The organism is Streptomyces sp. JLBJ103, assembly GCF_058215575.1.
The window spans coordinates 5,344,769-5,366,122 of sequence record NZ_CM177089.1 but is presented as its reverse complement, the minus strand read 5'-3'; the positions used below and the strand labels follow the sequence as shown (position 1 = coordinate 5,366,122).

General features: G+C 71.3%; 22 protein-coding genes. 17 read left to right on the top strand and 5 right to left on the bottom strand.

What is annotated here, in order from left to right; all coding sequences use genetic code 11:
- Positions 1-72 precede the first annotated feature (72 nt).
- The 4 genes from AC4BEG_RS23665 to nirD all read left to right on the top strand — a co-directional run bounded on the left by AC4BEG_RS23665 (position 73) and on the right by nirD (position 5,793).
- Positions 73-1,356: a cytochrome P450 family protein gene (locus AC4BEG_RS23665; RefSeq protein ID WP_490701751.1), complete on the top strand. Its 1,284-nt coding sequence runs from the start codon at positions 73-75 to the stop codon at positions 1,354-1,356.
- Between the two features lie 125 nt (positions 1,357-1,481).
- On the top strand, positions 1,482-2,807 hold the full coding sequence (locus AC4BEG_RS23660; RefSeq protein WP_490701750.1) for an NAD(P)/FAD-dependent oxidoreductase: 1,326 nt from the start codon (positions 1,482-1,484) through the stop codon (positions 2,805-2,807).
- Entirely contained in the window at positions 2,804-5,425 is a 2,622-nt protein-coding gene (nirB, locus tag AC4BEG_RS23655) for a nitrite reductase large subunit NirB (protein ID WP_490701749.1), read from the top strand. The genes AC4BEG_RS23660 and nirB overlap by 4 nt, the downstream gene beginning before the upstream one ends.
- Positions 5,422-5,793, top strand: coding sequence for a nitrite reductase small subunit NirD (nirD, locus tag AC4BEG_RS23650; RefSeq protein ID WP_490701748.1), 372 nt, complete (start codon positions 5,422-5,424; stop codon positions 5,791-5,793). The genes nirB and nirD overlap by 4 nt, the downstream gene beginning before the upstream one ends.
- Before the next feature lie 19 nt (positions 5,794-5,812).
- Here the strand turns inward: nirD and AC4BEG_RS23645 are convergent, their stop codons facing one another.
- The 3 genes from AC4BEG_RS23645 to AC4BEG_RS23635 form a co-directional block, all read right to left on the bottom strand.
- Positions 5,813-6,232, bottom strand: coding sequence for a hypothetical protein (locus tag AC4BEG_RS23645; protein WP_490701747.1), 420 nt, complete (start codon positions 6,230-6,232; stop codon positions 5,813-5,815).
- Positions 6,233-6,298: 66 nt separating this feature from the next.
- Positions 6,299-6,460: a hypothetical protein gene (locus AC4BEG_RS23640; protein WP_490701746.1), complete on the bottom strand. Its 162-nt coding sequence runs from the start codon at positions 6,458-6,460 to the stop codon at positions 6,299-6,301.
- Positions 6,461-6,555: 95 nt separating this feature from the next.
- The gene (locus AC4BEG_RS23635) at positions 6,556-6,861 is read right to left on the bottom strand and encodes a hypothetical protein (protein WP_490701745.1); all 306 of its coding nucleotides are present in this window, start codon (positions 6,859-6,861) and stop codon (positions 6,556-6,558) included.
- Between the two features lie 194 nt (positions 6,862-7,055).
- On the opposite strand from AC4BEG_RS23635, the gene AC4BEG_RS23630 reads away from it, so the two are divergent.
- From AC4BEG_RS23630 to AC4BEG_RS23620, 3 genes are all read left to right on the top strand, one after another.
- Positions 7,056-7,808 carry a DUF6879 family protein gene (locus tag AC4BEG_RS23630; protein WP_490701744.1) on the top strand — a complete coding sequence of 251 codons (753 nt, stop codon included), beginning with the start codon at positions 7,056-7,058 and terminating at the stop codon, positions 7,806-7,808.
- Positions 7,809-7,829: 21 nt separating this feature from the next.
- The gene (locus AC4BEG_RS23625; RefSeq protein ID WP_490701743.1) at positions 7,830-8,678 is read left to right on the top strand and encodes a helix-turn-helix domain-containing protein; all 849 of its coding nucleotides are present in this window, start codon (positions 7,830-7,832) and stop codon (positions 8,676-8,678) included.
- 157 nt (positions 8,679-8,835) lie between these two features.
- Positions 8,836-9,633: a putative protein N(5)-glutamine methyltransferase gene (locus tag AC4BEG_RS23620; RefSeq protein ID WP_490701742.1), complete on the top strand. Its 798-nt coding sequence runs from the start codon at positions 8,836-8,838 to the stop codon at positions 9,631-9,633.
- A 66-nt stretch (positions 9,634-9,699) separates the two neighbouring features.
- Here the strand turns inward: AC4BEG_RS23620 and AC4BEG_RS23615 are convergent, their stop codons facing one another.
- Positions 9,700-10,137, bottom strand: coding sequence for a MarR family winged helix-turn-helix transcriptional regulator (locus AC4BEG_RS23615; RefSeq protein ID WP_490701741.1), 438 nt, complete (start codon positions 10,135-10,137; stop codon positions 9,700-9,702).
- Between the two features lie 196 nt (positions 10,138-10,333).
- Between AC4BEG_RS23615 and AC4BEG_RS23610 the strand changes: the two genes are divergently transcribed.
- The 10 genes from AC4BEG_RS23610 (at position 10,334) to AC4BEG_RS23565 (ending at position 20,021) form a co-directional block, all read left to right on the top strand.
- On the top strand, positions 10,334-11,200 hold the full coding sequence (locus AC4BEG_RS23610; RefSeq protein ID WP_490701740.1) for a CoA transferase subunit A: 867 nt from the start codon (positions 10,334-10,336) through the stop codon (positions 11,198-11,200).
- Positions 11,197-11,985 (top strand): CoA-transferase subunit beta, encoded by a 789-nt coding sequence (locus tag AC4BEG_RS23605; protein ID WP_490701739.1) that lies wholly within the window; start codon positions 11,197-11,199, stop codon positions 11,983-11,985. Before AC4BEG_RS23610 ends, AC4BEG_RS23605 begins: the two co-directional genes overlap by 4 nt.
- Positions 11,985-13,190 (top strand): thiolase family protein, encoded by a 1,206-nt coding sequence (locus tag AC4BEG_RS23600; RefSeq protein WP_490701738.1) that lies wholly within the window; start codon positions 11,985-11,987, stop codon positions 13,188-13,190. Before AC4BEG_RS23605 ends, AC4BEG_RS23600 begins: the two co-directional genes overlap by 1 nt.
- A gap of 8 nt (positions 13,191-13,198) precedes the next feature.
- On the top strand, positions 13,199-14,008 hold the full coding sequence (pcaH, locus tag AC4BEG_RS23595) for a protocatechuate 3,4-dioxygenase subunit beta (protein WP_490701737.1): 810 nt from the start codon (positions 13,199-13,201) through the stop codon (positions 14,006-14,008).
- Entirely contained in the window at positions 14,005-14,598 is a 594-nt protein-coding gene (pcaG, locus tag AC4BEG_RS23590) for a protocatechuate 3,4-dioxygenase subunit alpha (RefSeq protein ID WP_490701736.1), read from the top strand. Before pcaH ends, pcaG begins: the two co-directional genes overlap by 4 nt.
- Positions 14,585-15,946 (top strand): 3-carboxy-cis,cis-muconate cycloisomerase, encoded by a 1,362-nt coding sequence (gene pcaB, locus AC4BEG_RS23585; RefSeq protein WP_490701735.1) that lies wholly within the window; start codon positions 14,585-14,587, stop codon positions 15,944-15,946. Before pcaG ends, pcaB begins: the two co-directional genes overlap by 14 nt.
- Positions 15,947-16,020: 74 nt before the next feature.
- Complete coding sequence (locus AC4BEG_RS23580; RefSeq protein WP_490701734.1) at positions 16,021-16,803, top strand: alpha/beta fold hydrolase; 783 nt, start codon at positions 16,021-16,023, stop codon at positions 16,801-16,803.
- Positions 16,804-16,943: 140 nt separating this feature from the next.
- Positions 16,944-18,218, top strand: coding sequence for an ABC transporter substrate-binding protein (locus AC4BEG_RS23575; protein ID WP_490701733.1), 1,275 nt, complete (start codon positions 16,944-16,946; stop codon positions 18,216-18,218).
- The gene (locus tag AC4BEG_RS23570) at positions 18,218-19,165 is read left to right on the top strand and encodes a carbohydrate ABC transporter permease (protein WP_490701732.1); all 948 of its coding nucleotides are present in this window, start codon (positions 18,218-18,220) and stop codon (positions 19,163-19,165) included. The genes AC4BEG_RS23575 and AC4BEG_RS23570 overlap by 1 nt, the downstream gene beginning before the upstream one ends.
- A 4-nt stretch (positions 19,166-19,169) precedes the next feature.
- Positions 19,170-20,021: a carbohydrate ABC transporter permease gene (locus AC4BEG_RS23565; RefSeq protein WP_490701731.1), complete on the top strand. Its 852-nt coding sequence runs from the start codon at positions 19,170-19,172 to the stop codon at positions 20,019-20,021.
- 204 nt (positions 20,022-20,225) lie between these two features.
- On the opposite strand, the gene AC4BEG_RS23560 is transcribed toward AC4BEG_RS23565, so the two are convergent.
- The gene (locus tag AC4BEG_RS23560; RefSeq protein ID WP_490701730.1) at positions 20,226-21,293 is read right to left on the bottom strand and encodes an ArsR/SmtB family transcription factor; all 1,068 of its coding nucleotides are present in this window, start codon (positions 21,291-21,293) and stop codon (positions 20,226-20,228) included.
- Positions 21,294-21,354 lie beyond the last annotated feature (61 nt).

The window sequence follows — 21,354 nt, the reverse complement described above, 5'->3', positions numbered from 1 at the left end:
ACGCCAACCGTGTGACGCCCACCATGTGACACCCATCGTGTGTGACGCCCTCGCAGCCGCAGGAGGCAGCAGATGACCGACGGCCGATGCCCCGTGCCGCACGCCGCACCGCCGCACCGTCTGGACCCCACCGGGGCCGCCCAGCACGCGGTCAACGACCGGCTGCGCGCCCGTGGGGCTGCGGTCCCGATCCTGCTGCCCGGTGAGGTGTCCGCGTACGCCATCACCCGGCACGAGGAGCTGAAGGACTTCGTCACCCACCCCGATGTGGCCAAGAACGCCTGCCACTTCGCCGCCCTCCGGAACGGTGAGATCCCGCCGGGCTGGCCGCTGGCCACCTTCGCCACCGTCCAGGGCATGACCACCGCCGACGGCGCCGACCACCGGCGGCTGCGCTCCCTGGTGACCCGGGCGTTCACCCCGCGCCGGGTGGAGGCGTTACGCCCCGCGATCGAGGAGCTGACGGAAACGCTGCTGGACGGTCTTGAACGAGTCGCCGCCGAGGCCCCCGACGGCGTGGCCGATCTGCGCCGTCACTTCGCGCTGCCGCTGCCCATGGGGGTGATCTGCCGGATGCTGGGGGTCGACGCGGAGTACCAGGACCGGCTGCACGAGGTGTCCAACGAGATCGTCTCCACCCGGACCGGCCCCGAGCGGGTGCTGGCCGCCAACCGCGAGATGGTCGCCATTCTGGGCCAGGTGGCCGCGGCCCGGCTGGCTTCCCCCGGTGACGACCTGACCAGCGCGCTGATCGCGGCGCGGGAGGAGAACGGCGACCGGCTGGGCGAGAGCGAGCTGATCGGCACCCTGTTGCTGATGGTCGTCGCCGGACACGAGACCACGCTCAGCCTGATCACCAACGCGGTGCGGGCGCTTTGCAACCACCGCGACCAGCTGGAGCTGGTCCGCGCACCCGCCGCGACCGGAGCCGATGCGGATGCGGATCGCCCGACCTGGGGCGATGTGGTCGAGGAGACCCTGCGCTGGGACGCCCCCGTGAGCTACTTCCCGTTCCGCTACCCCACCCGCGACCTCGAGGTCGGCGACACCGTCATCCCGCGCGGGGCGCCCGTACTCGTCTCGTACACCTCCGCCGGGCGCGATCCGCGGGCGCACGGTGCGGACGCGGACCGCTTCGACATCACCCGGGCCGCCGCCACCCGCCATGTGTCCTTCGGCCACGGCGCGCACTACTGCCTGGGCGCCCCGCTGGCCCGGATGGAGGCCGCCATCGCGCTGGAGGCGCTGTTCACCCGGTTCCCCGGTCTGGAGGTGGCGGTGCCGGACGGGGAGCTGGTGCCGCATCCGAGCTTCGTCGGCAACAGCCCGCTGGAGCTGCCGGTCCGGCTGGGCTGACCACGGCGGAGCCATGGCTCACAGCCATGGCTCACAGCCACGGACGGGGCGCGCTGAGGGCAGCGTTGCCTACGGGAAACGACGGTGATGCCACCGGGTAACAGGCACCCCGCACGCTTCCTTTCATGACGTCGAACAGGGAGCCGGAGCGCCGCCACCACCACCGTGTGGTGATCGTCGGCGGCGGTATGGCGGGCACCCGGCTGGCGCAGCAGCTCGCTGCCGCCCCGCCGGTGCCGGGCGCCGAGCCGGTCGAGGTGACGCTGATCGGCGAGGAGCCGCACCCCGCGTACAACCGGGTGCTGCTCGCCGAGGTGCTGGCCGGGCGGTACGCCCCGGAGGTCATCGCGCTCCCGGCCCCGGCCGCCGCGGTCCGCCGGCTGAGCGGGGTGGGCGCGGTCCGTATCGACCGCGACACCGCGCGGGTGCTGTGCGACGACGGACGCGGTGTCCCCTACGACACGCTGGTGCTGGCCACCGGCTCCAACCCGGTGCTGCCGCCGCTGCGCGGCCTGTTCGCGCCCGGCGGCCATGAACTGCCCGACGGGGTGCACGCCTTCCGCACCATGGACGACTGCCTGGCCCTGGGCTCGGCTGTACGCCCCGGGGCGCGGGCCGTGGTCATCGGCGGCGGGCTGCTGGGGGTGTCCGCCGCCCGTGCGCTGGCCGAGCGCGGCGCCCAGGTGGTGCTGGCACACCAGGGCGAGCACCTGATGGAACGGCAGCTCGACCCGGGCGCGTCACGGCTGCTGCGGGACCATGTGGCGGCGCTGGGGGTGGAGGTGCACACCGAGTGCCGGGTCCGTGGTCTGCGGACCCGCCCGTCGGGCGGCGGCGGACGCGCGGTGAGCGCCGTCGAACTGGCCGACGGCTACGCGCTGGAGGCCGAACTCACCGTCCTGGCCTGCGGAGTCCGCCCCCGAGTGGGCCTGGCCCGAGCGGCCGGTCTCGAGGTGGCACGCGGCATCGTGGTCGACGACGAGCTGCGCACGAGCGACCCCCGGATCCACGCGATCGGCGACTGCGCCGAACACGACGGAGTGGTCTACGGCCTGGCGCAGGCGGCCCAGGAGCAGGCGGACGTGGCGGCGCGGCTGCTCGCTCCCCGGGGCTCCGCCCCGGACCCCGCTCCTCAAACGCCGGAAGGGCTGGGTTCCTACACCGGCACCCGCACCCTGACCAGGCTGACCCTCGCCGCTCCCCGCCCCCTGGACCTGGCCTCCTTCGGCGAAACCAGCCCGGCCCCCGGCGATGACGTCATCCACCTCACCGATGCCACCCGCAACGCGTACCGCAAGGTCGTCGTCCGGGGTGATCGCCTCGTCGGCGGCATCCTTCTCGGCGATCTCGGCACCGTCGGCGCGCTCGCCCGCACCTGGGAGGGCGATGAGCCGCTCCCCTCCACCCCGCTGCTCCACCTGCTCACCAACGCTGGAGGCTCCTACTCATGACGAAGCCGACGAAACCGCTGAAGCCGACGAAGCCGACGATTGTGCTGATCGGCCACGGGATGGTCGGCCAGCGGTTCCTGGAAGCGCTCGTCGACCGGAACGTCACCGAGACCGCCCGCGTGGTGGTGTTCTGCGAGGAGCCCCGGGCCGCCTACGACCGCGTCCAGCTGACCTCGTACTTCTCCGGGCGCACCGCCGAGGATCTCTCCCTCGTGGAAGACGGGTTCATGGCCCGGCACGGGATCGAACTGCGTCTCGGCGACCCGGCCGAAACCGTGGACCGCGCCGCGCGCACGGTGACCGCCCGCTCCGGGCTCACCGTCGGCTACGACACGCTGGTGCTGGCCACCGGCTCGTACCCGTTCGTACCGCCCGTCCCCGGCAAGGACAGTGCGGGCTGCTTCGTCTACCGCACCGTCGAGGATCTGTTCGCGATCGAGGCGTACGCCAAGAACTGCACCTCGGGCACGGTGGTCGGCGGCGGGCTGCTCGGCCTGGAGGCGGCCGGGGCGCTCAAGGGGCTCGGACTCACCACCCACATCGTGGAGTTCAACCCGCGGCTGATGGCGATCCAGGTGGACGAGGGCGGTGGCGCCGCACTGCGCCGCACCGTCGAGGACATGGGCCTGATCGTGCACACCGGTGTCGGCGGCAAGGAGATCACGGCCGACGCCGACGGCGCGGTCACCGGGATGGCGCTGTCCGACGGTTCGGCCATCGACACCGACCTCGTCATCTTCTCGGCCGGGGTGCGCCCCCGCGACCAGCTGGCCCGCGACTGCGGTCTTCAGGTGGGCGAACGCGGTGGGATCACGGTGGACGAGCGCTGCCGCACCAGCGACCCGGCCGTGTACGCGATCGGCGAATGCGCGCTGGCCGCCGACGGCCGAGTGTACGGGCTGGTCGCACCCGGCTACGAGATGGCCGAGGTGGCCGCGCACGAGATCGCGGGCAGCGCCCACGACGGTTTCACCGGCGCGGACACCTCCACCAAGCTCAAGCTGCTGGGCGTGGACGTGGCCAGCTTCGGCGACGCCCACGGCACCGCCGACGGCTGTCTGGACGTGGTGTACTCCGACTCCCGCGCGGGCGTCTACAAGAAGCTGGTGGTCGGCGCGGACGGCACCCTGCTGGGCGGGGTGCTGGTCGGTGACGCCGAGTCGTACGGCATGCTGCGTCCGCTGACCGGCTCGGTGCCGCCGGTCGCCTCCGAGCAGCTGGTGCTCCCGGCGGGGGCCGGTGCGCCTGCCGCCCTCGGCCCGTCCGCACTGCCGGACGAGGCGGTCATCTGCAACTGCCACAACGTCACCAAGGGCGCGATCCGTGTCGCCGTCACCGACCACCAGTGCACCACCGTCCCGGCGGTGAAGAAGTGCACCAAGGCGGGTACCGGCTGCGGCAGTTGCGTCAAGGCGCTCACCTCGCTGGTCAACGACGAGCTGGAGGCGAGCGGCGTCAGCGTCGACAAGGGGCTGTGCGGCTGCTTCGGATACACCCGCGCCGAGCTGTACGAGATCGTACGCACCCTGCGCATCACCACCTACGCACAGCTGCTGGACAGCCACGGCCGTGACGAGGCCCGGCGCGGCGAGGGCTGTGAGGTGTGCAAACCGGCGGTGGCCTCGATCATCGCCTCACTCGCCCCCACGCTCGGCGCCAGCGGCTATGTCCTGGACGGCGAGCAGGCCGCGCTCCAGGACACCAACGACCACTTCCTGGCCAACCTCCAGCGCAACGGCTCGTACTCGATCGTGCCGCGGATCCCGGGCGGGGAGATCACCCCCGAGAAGCTGATCGTGATCGGCGAAGTGGCCCGGGACTTCGGTCTCTACACCAAGATCACCGGCGGTCAGCGGATCGATCTGTTCGGCGCCCGGGTGGACCAGCTCCCGGTGATCTGGGCGCGGCTGGTGGACGCCGGGTTCGAGTCCGGCCACGCCTACGGCAAGGCGCTGCGCACCGTGAAGTCCTGTGTGGGACAGACCTGGTGCCGCTACGGAGTGCAGGACTCGGTGCGGATGGCGATCGACCTGGAGCTGCGCTACCGGGGGCTGCGCTCCCCGCACAAGCTGAAGTCGGCCGTCTCGGGGTGTGCGCGCGAATGCGCGGAGGCGCGCGGCAAGGACTTCGGGGTCATCGCCACCTCCAACGGCTGGAACCTCTACGTCGGCGGCAACGGCGGCGCCGATCCGCGCCACGCCGATCTGCTGGCCCAGGACCTGGACGACGAGCAGCTGATCCGGCTCATCGACCGCTTCCTGATGTTCTACATCCGCACCGCCGACCGGCTGGAGCGCACCTCGGCCTGGCTGGAGCGGATCGACGGCGGTCTTGACCACGTCCGGGACGTGGTGGTGAACGACTCGCTGGGGCTGTGCGCCGAGCTCGAGGCGCTGATGGCCGACCATGTGGCGGGCTATCGCGACGAGTGGGCCGAAACCCTGGGCGACCCGGAGCGGCTCAGCCGTTTTGTGTCCTTCGTCAACGCGCCCGAGGCACCGGACCCGACGGTGCGGTTCGTGCCCGAGCGCGACCAGATGAAGCCGGATCTGACGATCCTGTCCGGCCCCTCCATCCCCGTCCGTGCACGCACTCTCGAAGGGACCTCAAGCCGATGACCATGGCTCCCGAGCGGACCGATGTCCGCGTGGAACTCCTCGTCGACCAGAAGTGGTTCGCGATCTGCGAGCTGACCGATCTCACCCCGGGGCGCGGGGTGGCGGCCCTGCTGCCGGACGGCACCCAGGTGGCGGTCTTCCTGGACCGCGCGGGACGCGCGTACGCCATCGGCAACCGCGATCCGTTCACTGGCGCCTATGTGCTCTCGCGCGGGCTGCTGGGCACCGCCGGCGGGCGGCCGTTCGTGGCCTCACCGCTGCTGAAGCAGCGCTTCGACCTGGAGACGGGCCGCTGCCTGGACGACGAGACGGTGTCGGTCACGGCGTACGCCACCCGCACCGGGAGCGGCGTGCCGGGCCTGGTTTGATGGTCGCCGACCGACTGCGTCACGTGCGCCGCTGCGGACAGCCGATCCCGGGGCGTAAGCGGTGGGGGCCGCAGGCGATCAGGCATACGGAGAGAAACCGCTGCCCGGTGAGGTACCAGCCTCCGGCGACGTCCTCCCCGCCTGCGACCGCCTTGGCCGCGGACTGAACCTTCGCGGACAGCGTTTCGGGGGTGCGGTCGTGCTCGGAGGCGAAGGAGTTGGCGTGTTCGCGGGCCCGCTCGCCGAACCAGGTGGCGGCCTGGGTGGGGTCGGCGGTCCAGGTGCCTTGGATGAAGGCGGGGGGCTTGAGCAGCCAGTGGGCGAGTTCGAGGGGGAGGACTCTGGATGACCTGAACTCCGGGTGGATGGGGCGTCTGGGGCCGTCCTTGAGGAGGTCGTGGCCCGAGCCGAGCCAAAGGTAACCGTGGTGGTGGTGCACATGTGCCGCCTTCGCTGACGGAAGAGGGCAGCCCCGCAGCGTGGCGGGGCTGCCCTGCCCATCGGGTTATCTACGGCCGCAGCCGTCGCCGCCACCGCAGCCGCCGCCCGAAGGGGGTGAGGGCGCGTCGGTGTCGGGCATGGTGTCGCCGTCGTCCGGGTCCTGCCGTAAGACGGTCTTGTGTCCTGCCAGCCGCATCGGGATGATTCCGTTCTGTGCTGTCGGCACGGGGGCTCTCCTCGCGCCGTCGTGCACGTGCACCCGTTCCGGCTGGGCTCGACCTGCCAGGGCTCCGGTCCAGTCGGTACGGGGGTCTGCGCCGCCTATGCCGAGGCGGCGTTCTTCGTCTGCTCCTCCAGCGCGGCCCGCATCAGGACATCCGCGAGCCGGTTCGCGCTGTCCAGGGGGATGCGGCCGAGGGCCACCAACGGATAGCCGGACACCGTGAGTTCGCCGCGCACGGTCGGCCAGTACAGCTCCCCGCCTTTGACGCCATGCGGGATGTCCGGATTGAAACCGAGGCGGTGCAGAGCCTGGCGCAGCAGTTCGGCCACGGCCTGGGCCTCGGCTCTGGGCGTGGCATGGCCATCGGCACCCAGCGCCTCGATGTCCTGTTCGCGGATTCTCATCGGTCACCTCTCCCGCGGTTTCTGCGTGAACGGGACGTTAGGGACAGGAGGTCGGGGGATGCGGTGCGATGTTCTCGAATGTTCTCGCCCTTGAGCTGAATGTTCTTGATTGATCTCACGTAGGGTCAGCGAGGGCATACCGAGCGCACTCATGGGTGCGGAAGCTCAGGGTGTCCAGATCAACAAGGGAGGACGTGATCACGGCGCGACGACTGCGCTTCAACGGGACGGGCAGCGGCGATAACGGCTGCCCCGCCGTGCACGAGGACCTGGACACCGGGGAGATCGTCATTCACGGCACACCGCTCACCGACCCGGAGGATGTCGGCCAGCTTCAACACCTGGGCGAAGGCGAAGTACCGATCGTGGTGCCGCGCGAACTGCTCGTCGACTTCGGCCCCAAGGAGGTCACCCGCACGCCGCGCATCATCGACCTGGACGACTTCGGCAAGCTCTTCGAGAAGTTCGAGCACACCGCGTGGCGGCTGGAGACACGCCGCAGGTTCGCCTCGGACGAAGCCAGCGACACCTACGCGCAGTTCGTCGCGGGCGAGCCGGTGCAATGGGACTACGACCACCCGTGGTGCACCAACGTCCGGGCCCAGACGGATCAGGGCAAGCGGTTCGAGCGCGTCCGCATCGTCGACAACCCGCCGACCACCGGGCAGCTCTACCTGCTCAACAACGCCAAGCGAAACTGCGAGGTGGGCGAGGACATCCGCAACCTGTGGCGCGCGGACGCCGATCGGCTGCGGCTGCCCGCCGAGGACTTCTGGATCTTCGACTCCCGGTTCGTCGCTCTCCTCAACTTCGACGACGACGACAATCTGCTCGACATCGAGTTGATCACTGAGCCGGTGGCGGTCAACCGCTATCTCCAGGCACGTGACGCGGCATGGCACTACGCCGTTCGGTACGACACATTCGCAGCGGGACTGACCACGTAGGTTGCAAGTACCGTGTGACCGGTGAGCACTGACTTTCAACAGGCACGAGTGACTCTAGGAGCGCGGCTTCGGGAGCTGCGTGCGTCATGTCCTGGAGGTCGGCTCACCGGTACACAACTCGCCGATCGGCTGGGCTGGCCGCACTCCAAGGTCTACAAGCTGGAAAACGGGCGCCAGACAGCGACAGCCGAGGACCTACGCGCCTGGGCCACGGCAACCGACCAGCCGGAAGCCGCCGAGGAACTACTCTCCCGGTTCAACGGACTGGAATCCCACATCCGATCGTGGCGCCGCCAACTGGCCGCCGGGCACAAGCCCGTTCAAGACACGATCAACGCCGAGCACCAGCGCTCCACCACACTGCGCGGCTGGCAAAACTGTGTCGTGGTGGGCATGCTCCAGACAGCCGACTACGCACGAGCTGTCTTTACCCGGAACGCAGACCTGCACAAGTCTCCACGCGACACCGAGGCTGCGGTACGCGGTCGGCTACGGCGCCAGGAAGGGCTGTACGACTCGCGCAAGCGGTACCGGATCATCATGTGGGAAGGGGCGCTCCGTGCCCGCGTCTGCCCGCCATCGGTGCTCGCCGCACAGCTCGACCGCCTGATGAGCGTCATCGGCCTGGACACGCTCGAGCTGGGCATCGTGCCCTTCGCCGCCCCCTTGAAGATCCAGCCCGCCAACGGATTCTGGATCCACGACGAGCGGCTGGTGCTCGTCGAGGACTGGCACGCGGAACTATGGATCAATGACGCCGCCAGCATCGCCCTCTATCTGCGCGCCTGGAACGCCCTCCGCGAATCCGCCGTCTTCGGCACCGACGCCCACCGCTTGATCCACGAGGCCCGGCGGGCGCTGATCGGGTAGTGTGGCCGCCACTCGTACGCACCAAGGAGGTGAGACCCATCAACGCCAGTTCAGGCTGGGTGCTCTCGCCTCAGGGCCGTGCGGCCGCCGCGATGTACGCGGGATAGCTGACCGCCGGGAGCGCCCTCGGGGATTCCGAAAGGGTTTCCAGGCTTCCATGTCGGCTTCACCTTCACTTGTCAACGTTTCCACCGTCGCCGCCACGCTTCGCACCGCCGGGTGTGTGTTCGCCGAGGACGAGGCGCGACTGATCCTCACCACGGCCCGTACCTCGGCCGAACTCCACTCCATGATTGACCGGCGCGCCGCCGGGCTTCCGCTCGAACACGTCCTGGGCTGGGCGGAGTTCGGTGGCCTGCGGATAGCCGTGGACCCCGGGGTGTTCGTGCCACGCCGGCGTACCGAGTTCCTGGTCGAGCGGGCGGCCGCGCTGGCTCGGCCCGGGGCCGTCGTGGTCGATCTGTGCTGCGGGTCGGGCGCGTTGGGGGCCGCGCTGGCCGCGGGGCTGGAGGGGGTCGAGCTGCACGCCGCCGATATCGACCCGGCCGCGGTCCGCTGCGCCCGCCGCAATGTGGCGGCGGTCGGCGGGCGGGTCCACGAGGGCGATCTGTACGAGCCACTGCCCGCCGCGCTGCGCGGGCGCGTGGATGTGCTGCTGGCCAATGTGCCGTACGTACCCACCGAGGAGGTCGGGCTGCTGCCGCCGGAGGCCCGGGTGCACGAGGCGCGGCTGGCGCTGGACGGCGGGGCGGACGGGCTCGATGTGCTGCGCCGGGTGACCGCCGCGGCGGCCGGGTGGCTGGCGCCGGGGGGCTGTCTGCTGTTCGAGACCAGCGAGCGGCAGGCACCCGAGGCCGTGGAGATCGTCACCCGGGACGGGCTGCTGCCCACGGTGGCCGAGTGCGAGGAGCGGGAGGCCACGGTCGTGGTCGCCACCCGCCCGGTGCACGGCTGAGCGCTACCGTCCGGCCACCACCGTCCGGCGGCCGCGGCCCGACGGTCAAAAGCGCGCGGGACGCGCTTACGCGCGCAGGTCCTCGGCCGCGGCCGCCACCCGCCCGATCAGCCGCAGCAGCGTCTCGCGCTCGGTCTCGTCCAGCGGGGCGAGGAAGACGCGGTTCATCCGGGCGGTGCGGGTGGCCAGCTTGCGGTGGACGCGCTCCCCCTCGTCCGTCAGCCGCAGCACATTGCGCCGTCCGTCCCGCGGGTCGCGCACCCGCTCCAGCAGTCCGCGCCGGGCCAGCCGGGCCACCAGGTCGGCGACGGTGGAGCGGTCCAGGCTGATCCGGCCGCTCAGGGTGCGCTGGTCGATCCCCGGCTCGTCCACCAGCGCGTTCAGCACGGCGAACTGCGGTGAGGTGGTCTCCTCGGACACCATCGCGCTCCACAGCAGGGAATGCGCCTGCTGGAGCCTGCGGGCCAGATGCCCGGGGTGGGTGCTCAGATCGACCGCGCCCATGCCCCGGCCTCCCTCGTTCCGTTGGTCCGTGTACCTGAATTAGTCCGCGTACTGAATAATTCTGCCCTGTGGAAGCACCCCTGTCGAGCGGCCGTACCCGACCTAGACTCCCCTTGACGAGCGCAGCACCCGATGGCAGCGTACGGGAAGGCGAGAAAATAATCAGTACACTGAGCACCTACGGAACGGTGTGACAATGGCCGACATCCGCAGCCTGCACCACGCCGTGGCGGACCTCGTCCGGGACGGGGACACCGTCGCGATGGAGGGTTTCACCCATCTGATCCCGTACGCGGCAGCGCACGAGGTCATCCGCCAGGGCATCACCGATCTCACCCTCGTCCGGATGACCCCGGATGTGGTCTACGACCAGCTGATCGGCGCCGGGCTGGTGCGCAAGCTGGTCTTCTCCTGGGGCGGCAACCCCGGTGTGGGCTCGCTGCACCGCTTCCGCGACGCCGTGGAGAACGGCTGGCCGCGCCCGCTGGAGCTGGACGAGCACAGCCATGCGGGCATGGCCAACCGCTATGTGGCGGGCGCCTCCCGGCTGCCGTTCGCCGTGTTGCGCGGCTATCGCGGCAGCGACATCCCGGCCCGTACGGACACGGTGTCCACCGTCGTGTGCCCGTTCACCGGAGAGGAGCTGGCCGCGGTGGCCGCGCTCAACCCGGATGTCACCGTGATCCACGCCCAGCAGGCCGACCACGAGGGCAATGTCCAGCTGTGGGGGCTGGCCGGGGTGCAGAAGGAGGCCGCGCTCGCGGCGCGACGGGTGCTGGTGACCGTGGAGGAAATCGTCGACCGGCTGGAGCCGCGGCCGGGCGGGGTGGTGCTGCCGACCTGGGTGATCGACGCGGTGTGTGTGGTCCCCGGTGGCGCCCACCCCTCGTACGCCGCCGGGTACTCGGTCCGTGACAACGCCTTCTACCAGGCATGGGATCCGATCGCCCGGGACCGCGAGACCTTCACCCGCTGGCTGGACACCCATGTCCGCGGCGTCCCCGACCCCGACGCCAATGTCCACGGCACTCCTGTCCACGACGACGAGGCCACGGTGCGATGACCGACCACCACGACCCCCACGACCACCTCGCCTTCACCTCCGACGAGTTGATGGAGGTCAACGCCGCCCGCGCGCTCTCCGGCGCCACGACCTGCTTCGTCGGCATCGGCCTGCCCAGCACCGCCGCCAACCTCGCCCGCGCCACCGTCAATCCGGACCTGGTGCTGATCTACGAATCGGGCACCATCGGCTCCAAGCCCACCCGGCTGCCGCTGTCCATCGGTGACGGGGAGCTGGCCGAGACCGCCGACGCCGTGGTCTCCGTGCCAGAGATGTTCAACTACTGGCTCCAGGGCGGCCGGATCGATGTCGGCTTCCTCGGCGCCGCACAGGTCGACCGGTACGCCAACGTCAACACCACCGCCGTGGACCGCGGACCCGGCCGCCCCGAAGGCCGCCTCCCCGGCGCCGGGGGCGCCCCCGAGATCGCCGCCAACTGCGGCCGGGTGCTGCTGGTGCTGCGCCACTCCCGGCGCAACTTCGTGGAGCGGCTGGACTTCGTCACCACCCTGGGCCACGGCGGCGGCCCGGCGGACCGCGCCCGGCTCGGCCTGCCCGGCGCGGGCCCCGCCGCCGTCATCACCGACCTCGGGGTGCTCCGCCCCGACCCGGCCACCGCGGAGCTGGTGCTGACCGCACTGCACCCGGGAGCCACCGTCGAGCGCGTACGGGACGCCACCGGATGGGATGTGACGGTGAGCGACGCACTCGGCACCACCGCACCGCCGACCCCACAGGAGCTGGCCGCGCTACGAGCGCTCAAGGCCGCAGGAAAGGACGACTGATGCCCTCCGACCGTCCGCGCGATGTCTATATCGTCGACGCCGTCCGCACCCCCGTCGGCAAGTACGGCGGCGCGCTCGCGGGTGTCCGCCCCGACGATCTGGCCGCCCATGTGCTGCGCGGGCTGCTCGCCCGCACCCCGGACCTGGACCCGGCCCGGATCGACGATGTGTACTTCGGCAACGCCAACGGCGCGGGCGAGGACAACCGCGATGTGGCCCGGATGGCCGTACTGCTGGCCGGACTTCCGGTCACCGTGCCCGGCGCCACCGTCAACCGGCTCTGTGCCTCCGGTCTGGAGGCGGTGCTCCAGGCCGCCCGCGCCATCGCCCTCGGCGACGCGCACATCGCACTCGCCGGCGGTGTGGAATCCATGAGCCGCGCCCCCTGGGTGCTCCAGAAGCCCGAGCGCGCCTTCCCCGCCGGACACCAGCAGCTGTACTCCACCACCCTCGGCTGGCGGATGACCAACCCGGACATGCCGCCGGAGTGGACCGTCGCCCTCGGCGAGGGCGCCGAGCTGATCGCCGACAAGCACGGCATCACCCGCGAGGCCCAGGACGCGTTCGCGCTCGCCAGCCACGAGAAGGCGGCGCGGGCGTGGCAGGACGGGGCGTACGACGCCGAGGTGCTGCCGTACCCGGACACCGACCTGGTGCGTGACGAGACCATCCGCGACACCACCTCGATGGAGTCCCTGGCGAAGCTCAAGCCCGCCTTCCGCAAACCCGGTGGCACCGTCACCGCCGGGAACTCCTCACCGCTCAACGACGGCGCGGCGGCCCTGCTGCTGGTCGACGAGGAAGGGCTCGCGGCCACCGGCCGGGAGCCGCTCGCCCGTATCGGCGCCTCGGCCGTCACCGGTATCGAGCCGCAGTACTTCGGCCTCGGCCCGGTGGAGGCGGTGCGCCGCGCCCTCGCCAAGGCGGGCCGCGACTTCGGCGATCTGGCCACCCTGGAGCTCAACGAGGCGTTCGCCGCACAGGTGCTGGGCTGCTTCGCGGAGTGGGCCGAGGACCCCGGCTTCGACCCGGGCGTGGTCAATCCGCGCGGTGGTGCCATCGCCATCGGCCACCCCCTGGGCTGCTCCGGCGCCCGGCTCGCCGGAGCGGTGGCGCACCAGCTCGCGGTCCGCGGTTCGGGCACCGGCCTGGCCACCTTGTGTATCGGCGTCGGACAGGGCCTGGCCCTCGTCCTGGAACGGTGAGGCCCGCCATGACCACCCAGTCCGCCATGACCAACCCATCAGAAACCGGCATCACCCACCAGGCCGACATCGACCGTGAACTCACCGCGGCGCGCGAGGAGTACGCGGCGGCGCGGGCCGGCGGCGCCCCCGCCGCCCACCACCCGGCGCGCGACTTCCCGCCGTACCGCAGCAGCGCCCTGCGCCATCCGCGGCAGTCGCTGGTGGCGGTCAAGGGCGACCCGGAGACCGTCGAGCTGTCCGCCCCCGTCTTCGGCGCCACCGATGTCACCGACACCGACGCCGATCTCACCGCCCAGCACCCGGGCGAACCGCTCGGCGAGCGCATCACCCTCTCCGGTCGGCTGCTCGACCGACAGGGCCGCCCGGTTCGCGGTCAGCTCATCGAGGTGTGGCAGGCCAACGCGGCGGGCCGTTACGCCCATCTGCGCGACCGCCACCCCGCCCCGCTCGACCCCAACTTCACCGGCGTGGGGCGGGTGCTGACCGGGGACGACGGTTCGTACACCCTCACCACCATCAAGCCCGGCGCCTATCCCTGGCGCAACCACCACAACGCCTGGCGCCCGGCCCATATCCACTTCTCCGTCTTCGGGGCGGCGTTCACCCAGCGCCTGGTCACCCAGATGTACTTCCCCGGCGATCCACTCTTCCGCTACGACCCGATCCTCCAGTCGGTGACGGACGACGCGGCACGGCAGCGGCTGGTGGCGGCGTACGACCCCGCGCTGTCGCGGCCGGAGTGTTCACTGGGCTACCGCTGGGACATCGTCCTGGACGGCCCGTCGGCGACCTGGCGCGAGGAGGATCACGGATGACCGAGCTGCCACCCACCCCCTCCCACACCGTGGGCCCGTTCTACGGCTACGCCCTCCCGTTCCCCGGCGGTGGCGATCTCGCCCCGCTCGGCCACCCGGACACCATCACCGTGCACGGATGCGTCTACGACGGCGCGGGCGAGCCCGTACCCGACGCGCTGATCGAGCTGTGGCAGTCCGGACCGGACGGTTCCCGCGCCGGGGTGCCCGGCTCGATGCGGCGTGATCCGGTGACCGGTGGCTTCCTGGGCCGCAACGGTGTGGACTTCACCGGTTTCGGCCGGATCGCCACCGACCCGGACGGCCACTGGACCGCCCGTACGCTACCGCCGGGCGGGCCCGGCGCCCCGTACATCAGCGTGTGTGTGCACGCCCGCGGGCTGCTGCACCATCTCTTCACCCGCGTGTACTTCCCCGGGAACGCCGAGGCCAACGCCGCCGATCCGCTGCTCGCCTCGCTGGATCCAGCGCGCCGCGAGACGCTGGTGGCGACGGCCGGGCCACGGCCCGGGAGCTACCGCTTCGACATCCGGTTGCAGGGCGACACATTGCGGGGCGACAAGGAGACGGTCTTCCTTGAGTTCACCTGAGGTGTGGGACAGCGGGTCCGATACGGGCCTGCTGTCCCCGGTGCGGGCCGGGTCGGCGGTCGAGGCCACCACCGGGGACATCGCGTTCGTCCAGGCCATGCTGGACGCGGAGGCCGCCCTGACCCGTGCGCTCGCGGGGGCCGGGCGGGCCCCGGCGGACGCGGCACGGGTGGTGGTGGCGGCGGCGCGGGCCGAGCGGTACGACATCCGCGGGCTGGCCCTGCGCGCCCGCTCCGGTGGCAACCCGGTCATTCCGCTGGTCGCCGATCTCACCGCGGCGGTGGCCGCCGAGGACGAGGCCGCGGCGGAGTGGGTGCACCGGGGCGCGACCAGTCAGGACATCCTCGACACCGCCGCGATGCTGGTGGCCGCCCGCGCCCTGCCGCTGATCGTGGCCGACCTGGACCGTACGGCGGCGGCGCTGGCCCGGCTCGCGGAGGCGCACCGCGCCACCCCGCTGCCCGGCCGTACCCTCACCCAGCACGCCGTGCCCACCACCTTCGGGCTCAAGGCGGCGGGGTGGCGGGCCCTGGTCCTGGACGCCCGCGACCGGCTCGCCGCACTGCGGCCGCCCGCCCAACTCGGCGGCGCTGCGGGCACATTGGCCGCCTTCGAGGACGGGGCGGAGCTGCTGGGCCGGTTCGCGGCGGAAACCGGGCTGGCCGAGCCCGGACTGCCGTGGCACACCCTGCGCACCCCCGTGGCCGACCTGGGCTGTGCGCTGGCGTTCACCGTGGGCGCGCTGGGGAAGGCGGCGGCGGATGTGCTGGTGCTGACGCGGACCGAGATCGGGGAGGTGGCCGAGGGCAGCGGTGGCGGTTCGTCCGCGATGCCGCACAAGAGCAACCCGGTGCGCGCCACGCTGATCGCCGCCGCGGCCCGTCAGGCCCCCGCACTCGCGGCGACCCTGCTGGGCGCGCTCACCGCGGAGGACGAGCGGCCCGCCGGGGCGTGGCACGCCGAGTGGCAGCCGCTGCGGGAGCTGCTGCGTCTTGCGGGCGGCGCCGCTCACGACGCGGCCGAACTCGCCGAGTCCCTGCGGGTGTTCCCCGACCGTATGGCCACGCATCTGCATCTCACCGGCGGGCTGATCGCCAGCGAACGCATCACCGCGGCCCTGGCCCCGCGGCTGGGCCGCGGCCGGGCGAAGGAGCTGCTGACGCGGGCCTCGCGGCGGGCCGCGGAGGAGGGGACCGGGCTGGTGGCGGCGCTCGCGCGGGAGCCGGAGGTGGCCAAGGCCCTGCCCGCGGAGGAACTGCGCACCCTCACCGATCCGTCCACCTATACGGGCGCTGCCCCCGCCCTGGTCGCCCGCGCCCTCCGCCGCACGGCCCACCACGACGAGTAACGCCCCAACTCCCTTGGTTTGCCGCACGTTGCACCTCTCGATCCCCAGGCCCAACATTCTTAGGGAACCACTCCATGACCGACGCACCCCTCCCCCACCACCGGCTCAGCGGACCCGAAGGTGCCGCTCCCCTGATCCTCGGCACGTCCGTCGGGGTCTCGCTCGCGGTGTGGGAGCCGCAGTTGGCCGGGCTCGCCGCCGGGCACCGGGTGTTGCGGTGGAATCTGCCGGGGCACGGTGATTCACCGGCCGGGCTGTTGCCATCCGATGGCTCCGCCACCGTGGCGGACCTCGCCGCCCTCGTCCTGCGGCTGGCCGATGCGCAGGGCTGGCGCCGCTTCGCCTACGCGGGGATCTCGATCAGCGGGGCGGTCGGGCTGCATCTGGCCGTCCACCACCCCGACCGGCTCACCTCCCTGTCCGTCGTGTGCTCCTCGGCGTACTTCGCGGAGCCCTCCGTCTGGCACGAGCGTGCCGCGGTCGTTCGGGCCGAGGGGACGGAGTCGATGGCGGCGAGCCGGCCGGGGCTGTGGTTCTCGCCCGCGTTCGCCGCCACCCCGCGCGGCCGGGCCTTGCTGGCGGATCTGCGGAACACCGACCCCGCGGGTTACGCCGCGTGCTGTGACGCGCTCGCCGCCTACGATCTGCGGTCCGCGCTGTCGTCGATCACCGTGCCCACCCTGGTGGTGGCGGGCCGGGATGATCCGGCCACTCCGCCCGCGCACGCCCGCGAGATCGCGGACGCGGTGCCCGGTGCGGATCTGCTGGAGCTGGCGGGGGCGGCGCATCTGGCGGGGGTGGAGCGGCCGGAGGAGGTCACCGCCGCGCTGCTCGGCCATCTGGCGCGTCACCCTTAGTTCCGACGGTCCGTCACCATGGCTTTGCCACAGCTGATATGAGCCCGCGACCGCCCCTGTCGTAATCCGCCCCCATCGCTGATCGTTGGGACATACGGTGGCCCGGGACCGGCCACACGAGGAGCGAGGGGGCGCCAGCTGTGTCCATCAGCCGCAGAAGACTGCTCGGTACGTTCGGCGCGGGCGGAGGGCTCGTTCTGACGGGTGGGCTGACCACCGCCTGCGGGTCCAACACCGGCCGGGATTCGGACGGCGAGGGCGGGAAACCGCTTCTCCAGCACTGGTACCACCAGTACGGCGAGCCCGGCACCGAGCAGGCCGTGAAGCGGTACGCCGAGGACTACGACAAGGCCGATGTCCAGGTGCAGTGGCGGCCGGGCAACTACGACCAGCAGACCGCCGCCGCGCTGCTGACGGCATCCGGACCGGATGTCTTCGAGGTCAACGGCCCGACGCTGGACCAGATCCGGGGCCGTCAGGTGGTGGATGTCACCGATCTGCTCAGCGAGGCGAAGGACGACATCAACCCGGCGGTGCTGGCGCCCAAGACCCACGAGGGCAGGATCTGGGCCATTCCGCAGGTCATCGACATGCAGTTGCTCTATTACCGCACCAGCATGCTCAAGGACGCGGGGGTGGAGCCGCCGCGGACGCTCGACGCGCTGGTGGACGCGGCGAAGGAGCTGACCACCAAGGACGTCAAGGGGCTCTTCCTCGGCAACGACGGCGGCCCCGGTGTCCTCGGCGGCACTCCGCTGAACGCCGCCGGTCTTGAGCTGATCACCTCCGACGGCGAGGTGGGTTTCGACGACCCGGCCGCCGCCCGCACCCTTGGCAAGCTGCGCCGGCTCTACACCGACAAGTCGCTGCTGCTGGGGGCGCCTTCGGACTGGTCGGACCCGGCCGCGTTCACCCAGGGGCTCACGGCCATGCAGTGGTCGGGGCTGTGGGCGCTGCCGCAGGTGAAGAAGGCGCTGGGGGACGACTTCGGGGTGCTGCCGTTCCCGAAGGACGGGGCGCACGGCAGCCCCGCGGTGCCGGTCGGGGCGTACGGGGCGGCGGTCAGCGCACGCAGCCGCCACAAGGACGCCGCGAAGGCGTATGTGAAGTGGCTGTGGGTGGAGAAGACCGCGTACCAGGAGGACTTCGCGCTCACCTACGGCTTCCACATCCCGGCCCGGAACTCGCTGGCGAAGAGGGCCGCCAAGCTGCGGGAGGGCGCGGCCGGTGAGGCGGTGGGCTATGCCATCGACCACGGCCACGCCGAGCCGCTGCTGTGGACGCCCGCGAGCAAGGTCGCCTACCAGGACGCGCTGAGCCGGATCATCAAGAGCGGTGCCAGTCCGGAGCGGGAGCTGCGGTCCGTGGTGCGCAAGACCCGGGCGGAGCTGCGACGCGTCCAGAAGAAGCGCTGATGCGCGGGGCGGCCCCGCAACAGAAGTCGCCGACGCGGAAGAGCTGGTTCGGCCGGCAGAACCGCACCCTGTGGTTCTGGGTCTTCGTGGGTCCGTTTGTCCTCGGGCTGACCCTGTTCACCTATGTACCGCTGGCCTGGAGCGCGTACCTCAGCTTCTTCGACGCGCACAACACCGTGTCACCGACCGAGTTCGTCGGCTTCGACAACTACACGGCGATGCTGGGCGACGACGCCTTCACCGACAGCCTGCTGACCTTCCTCGTCTTCACGGCGTTCATCGTCCCGGCCACCTATGTGCTCTCGCTGTCGCTGGCGCTGATGGTCAACCGGCTGCGCTGGGCACAGGCGTTCTTCCGGTCGGTGTTCTTCCTGCCGGTGGCCTGCTCGTATGTGGTGGCGGCGCTGATCTGGAAGATGTCGATCTTCAACGGGGTGCGGTTCGGGCTGGCCAACACCGTGCTCGGCTGGTTCGGCGCCGATCAGATCGCCTGGCTGTCGACGACCGATCCGCCCTGGTACTGGCTGGTCATCGTGACCGTGCGGCTGTGGCTCCAGGCGGGGTTCTACATGGTGCTGTTCCTGGCCGGGCTCCAGCGGATCCCCCCGCGGCTGTACGAGGCGGCGGCGGTGGACGGGGCCCGGCCGGGGTGGCAGGTGTTCCGGCACATCACCTTTCCGCAGCTGCGGGCCACCTCGGTGGCGGTGGTACTGCTGCTGGTGATCAACGCCTTCCAGGCGTTCGACGAGTTCTACAACCTGCTGTCGGATTCGCGCGGCTATCCGCCGTACGCCCGCCCGCCCCTGGTCTACCTCTACTACACCGCGCTGGGGCAGGGGCAGAACCTGGGTCTGGGCAGTGCGGGCGCGGTGATCCTGGCACTGATCATCGCGGTGGTGACGGTGGCACAGGCGCGCTGGTTCGGCCTGGGCCGGAAGGAGGACTGAGCCGATGAAAGAAACTCCCACCGGACAGCGCCTGGTCCGGGCGGGCCGCGCGGTGCGGCTGGTGCTGCTGATCGCGCTCGCGCTGCTCTTCCTGCTCCCCTTCTATCTGCTGGTGCGCAACGGCCTGTCGAACGAGGCGGACATCACCTCGTCCGAGTGGACCCTCTTCCCCGGCGAACTGCACTGGGAGAACGTACGCGAGCTGTTCGACGACCCCAACGTGCCGATGGCGCACGCGCTCCTCAACTCCTCGCTGATCGCGGTGCTCACCACGCTCGGCACCCTGCTGCTGGCCTCGCTCGCCGGGTACGGTCTGGCCCGTATCCCGTACCGCCACGCCAACGTGGTCTTCTACTGGATCCTGGGCACCCTGATGGTTCCGGCCGCGGTCACCTTCGTACCCAGCTTTGTGCTGGTCAGCTCGCTGGGCTGGATCTCGACGCTGCGCGGTCTGGTGGTGCCCACGCTCTTCAGCGCGGTGGCCGCCTTCATCTTCCGCCAGTACTTCCTGGGCTTCCCACGGGAGTTGGAGGACGCCGCACGGGTGGACGGGCTCGGCTACTGGCGTACGTACTGGCAGGTGGTGGTGCCCAACTCACGGCCGGTGTTCGCCGCGGTGGGCACCATCGTCTTCATCGGCGCCTGGAACTCCTTCCTCTGGCCGCTGGTCATCGGTCAGGACCGGCAGGCGTGGACGGTGCAGGTGGCGCTCTCCACGTTCACGACCGCCCAGAGCGTCAACATCCACGAGCTGTTCGTGGCCGCCGCGGTGTCGATCCTGCCGCTGCTGGTGGTCTTCCTGGTCCTCCAGCGCTATATCGTCGCGGGCGTCGAGCGCTCCGGGATCGATGACTAGGCCCTGTCCTGCCGATCTTCGCGGGCCCGCGACGCCTGGCACCGCGCCTCGCCGCGTTGTCGGGATCGTCCGAGTACGCCCAGTACGAGGACGACCCTCCGCCTTGCGATCCACGGCACCAGACGCCGCGGGCTGATCCACGAAGATCGACAGGACAGGACCTAAGCGCTCCGCGGCGCGAGGGGGGCCGTTTCGGCCACGGTGTCATCCGTGGCCCGACGACCCCTGCGCCCCGGCCACCGCCGGGAACGCCGCATGCGCGCCGAAGACCCGCTCCCCCGGCGAGCCGCCGCCGCGCAGCAGGGCCGCGCCCAGCGGGGTCAGCGTGTGCAGTACGGCGCTGCCCTGCCGCAGGGTGTGCACCAGACCGGCCTCCCGCAGCACGGTGGCGTGCTGACTGGCCGAGGCGAGCGATACGCCCACTCTTCGGGCGAGTTCACTGGTGGTGCAGCCACCGCCGACCTCCAGCAGCACCGCCGAGCGGGTCTGGCCGACCAGCTTGCCCAGCGAGCGGGCACAGGCCGGCGCGGTGGCCGGGCGCGGCTGGAGACGGGGCGGTGCGGTGCGCCGGGCGTGCTCGACCGGATAGACCAGCACCGGGGTCAGATCCGGGTTGCGGAAGGTCACCGGGGCGCCGCGGCAGAAGAACGACGGCAGCAGCAACAGCCCCCGGCCGCGCAGATGCAGATCCCGGTCGACGGGGTAGTCGACCTCCAGCACCGGTGCCCGCCAGCGCATCGTGGGCGGCAGCGAGGACAGCAGCCCGTCCGCCCCGCCATCCAGCAGCGCCCGGCCCCGGGCGGCCCGGTCGGCTTCGATCCGGGCCTGGATATGGGGCCAGTAGGGAGCGATGGCGGCGCGGTGGTAGGTACGCAGGGTGGTGATCAAACGATCCAGCGGCCGCGCCTCGCCCTGTGCGAGATCACGTATCCACCCCGGGAGGGCACGGGACGCCGGGAGCCCGGCGATCTCGTCGTGCAAGCGCTGTCCCGGTGTGGCGCGCAGTGCGGCCATGGCACTGTCGCAACCGATTACCCCTTCCGCGGGCGTCAGGAAGTCAGGGAAATAACCGCGCGAGGGAATGAGGGGCGCCAGGAGACGCGCTTCCCCGTTGAGCCGGTTACGCGCTTCCGAACGCCATTCCCCGTATACGGTCTCGGCCCGGCTCTCCCGCAGGCGATGGAAACTTAAAACGGTTTCCCAGAGCACGTCCGGGCGGACTGCCATCCGCAGCCGGGCCAGATCGAGTTCACTGAAATGAACACGTAGCACTAGACCCTCACATGTGACATGCCGACCGTCCCCCCGATCACCGTTGAGTATGCACGCTTAC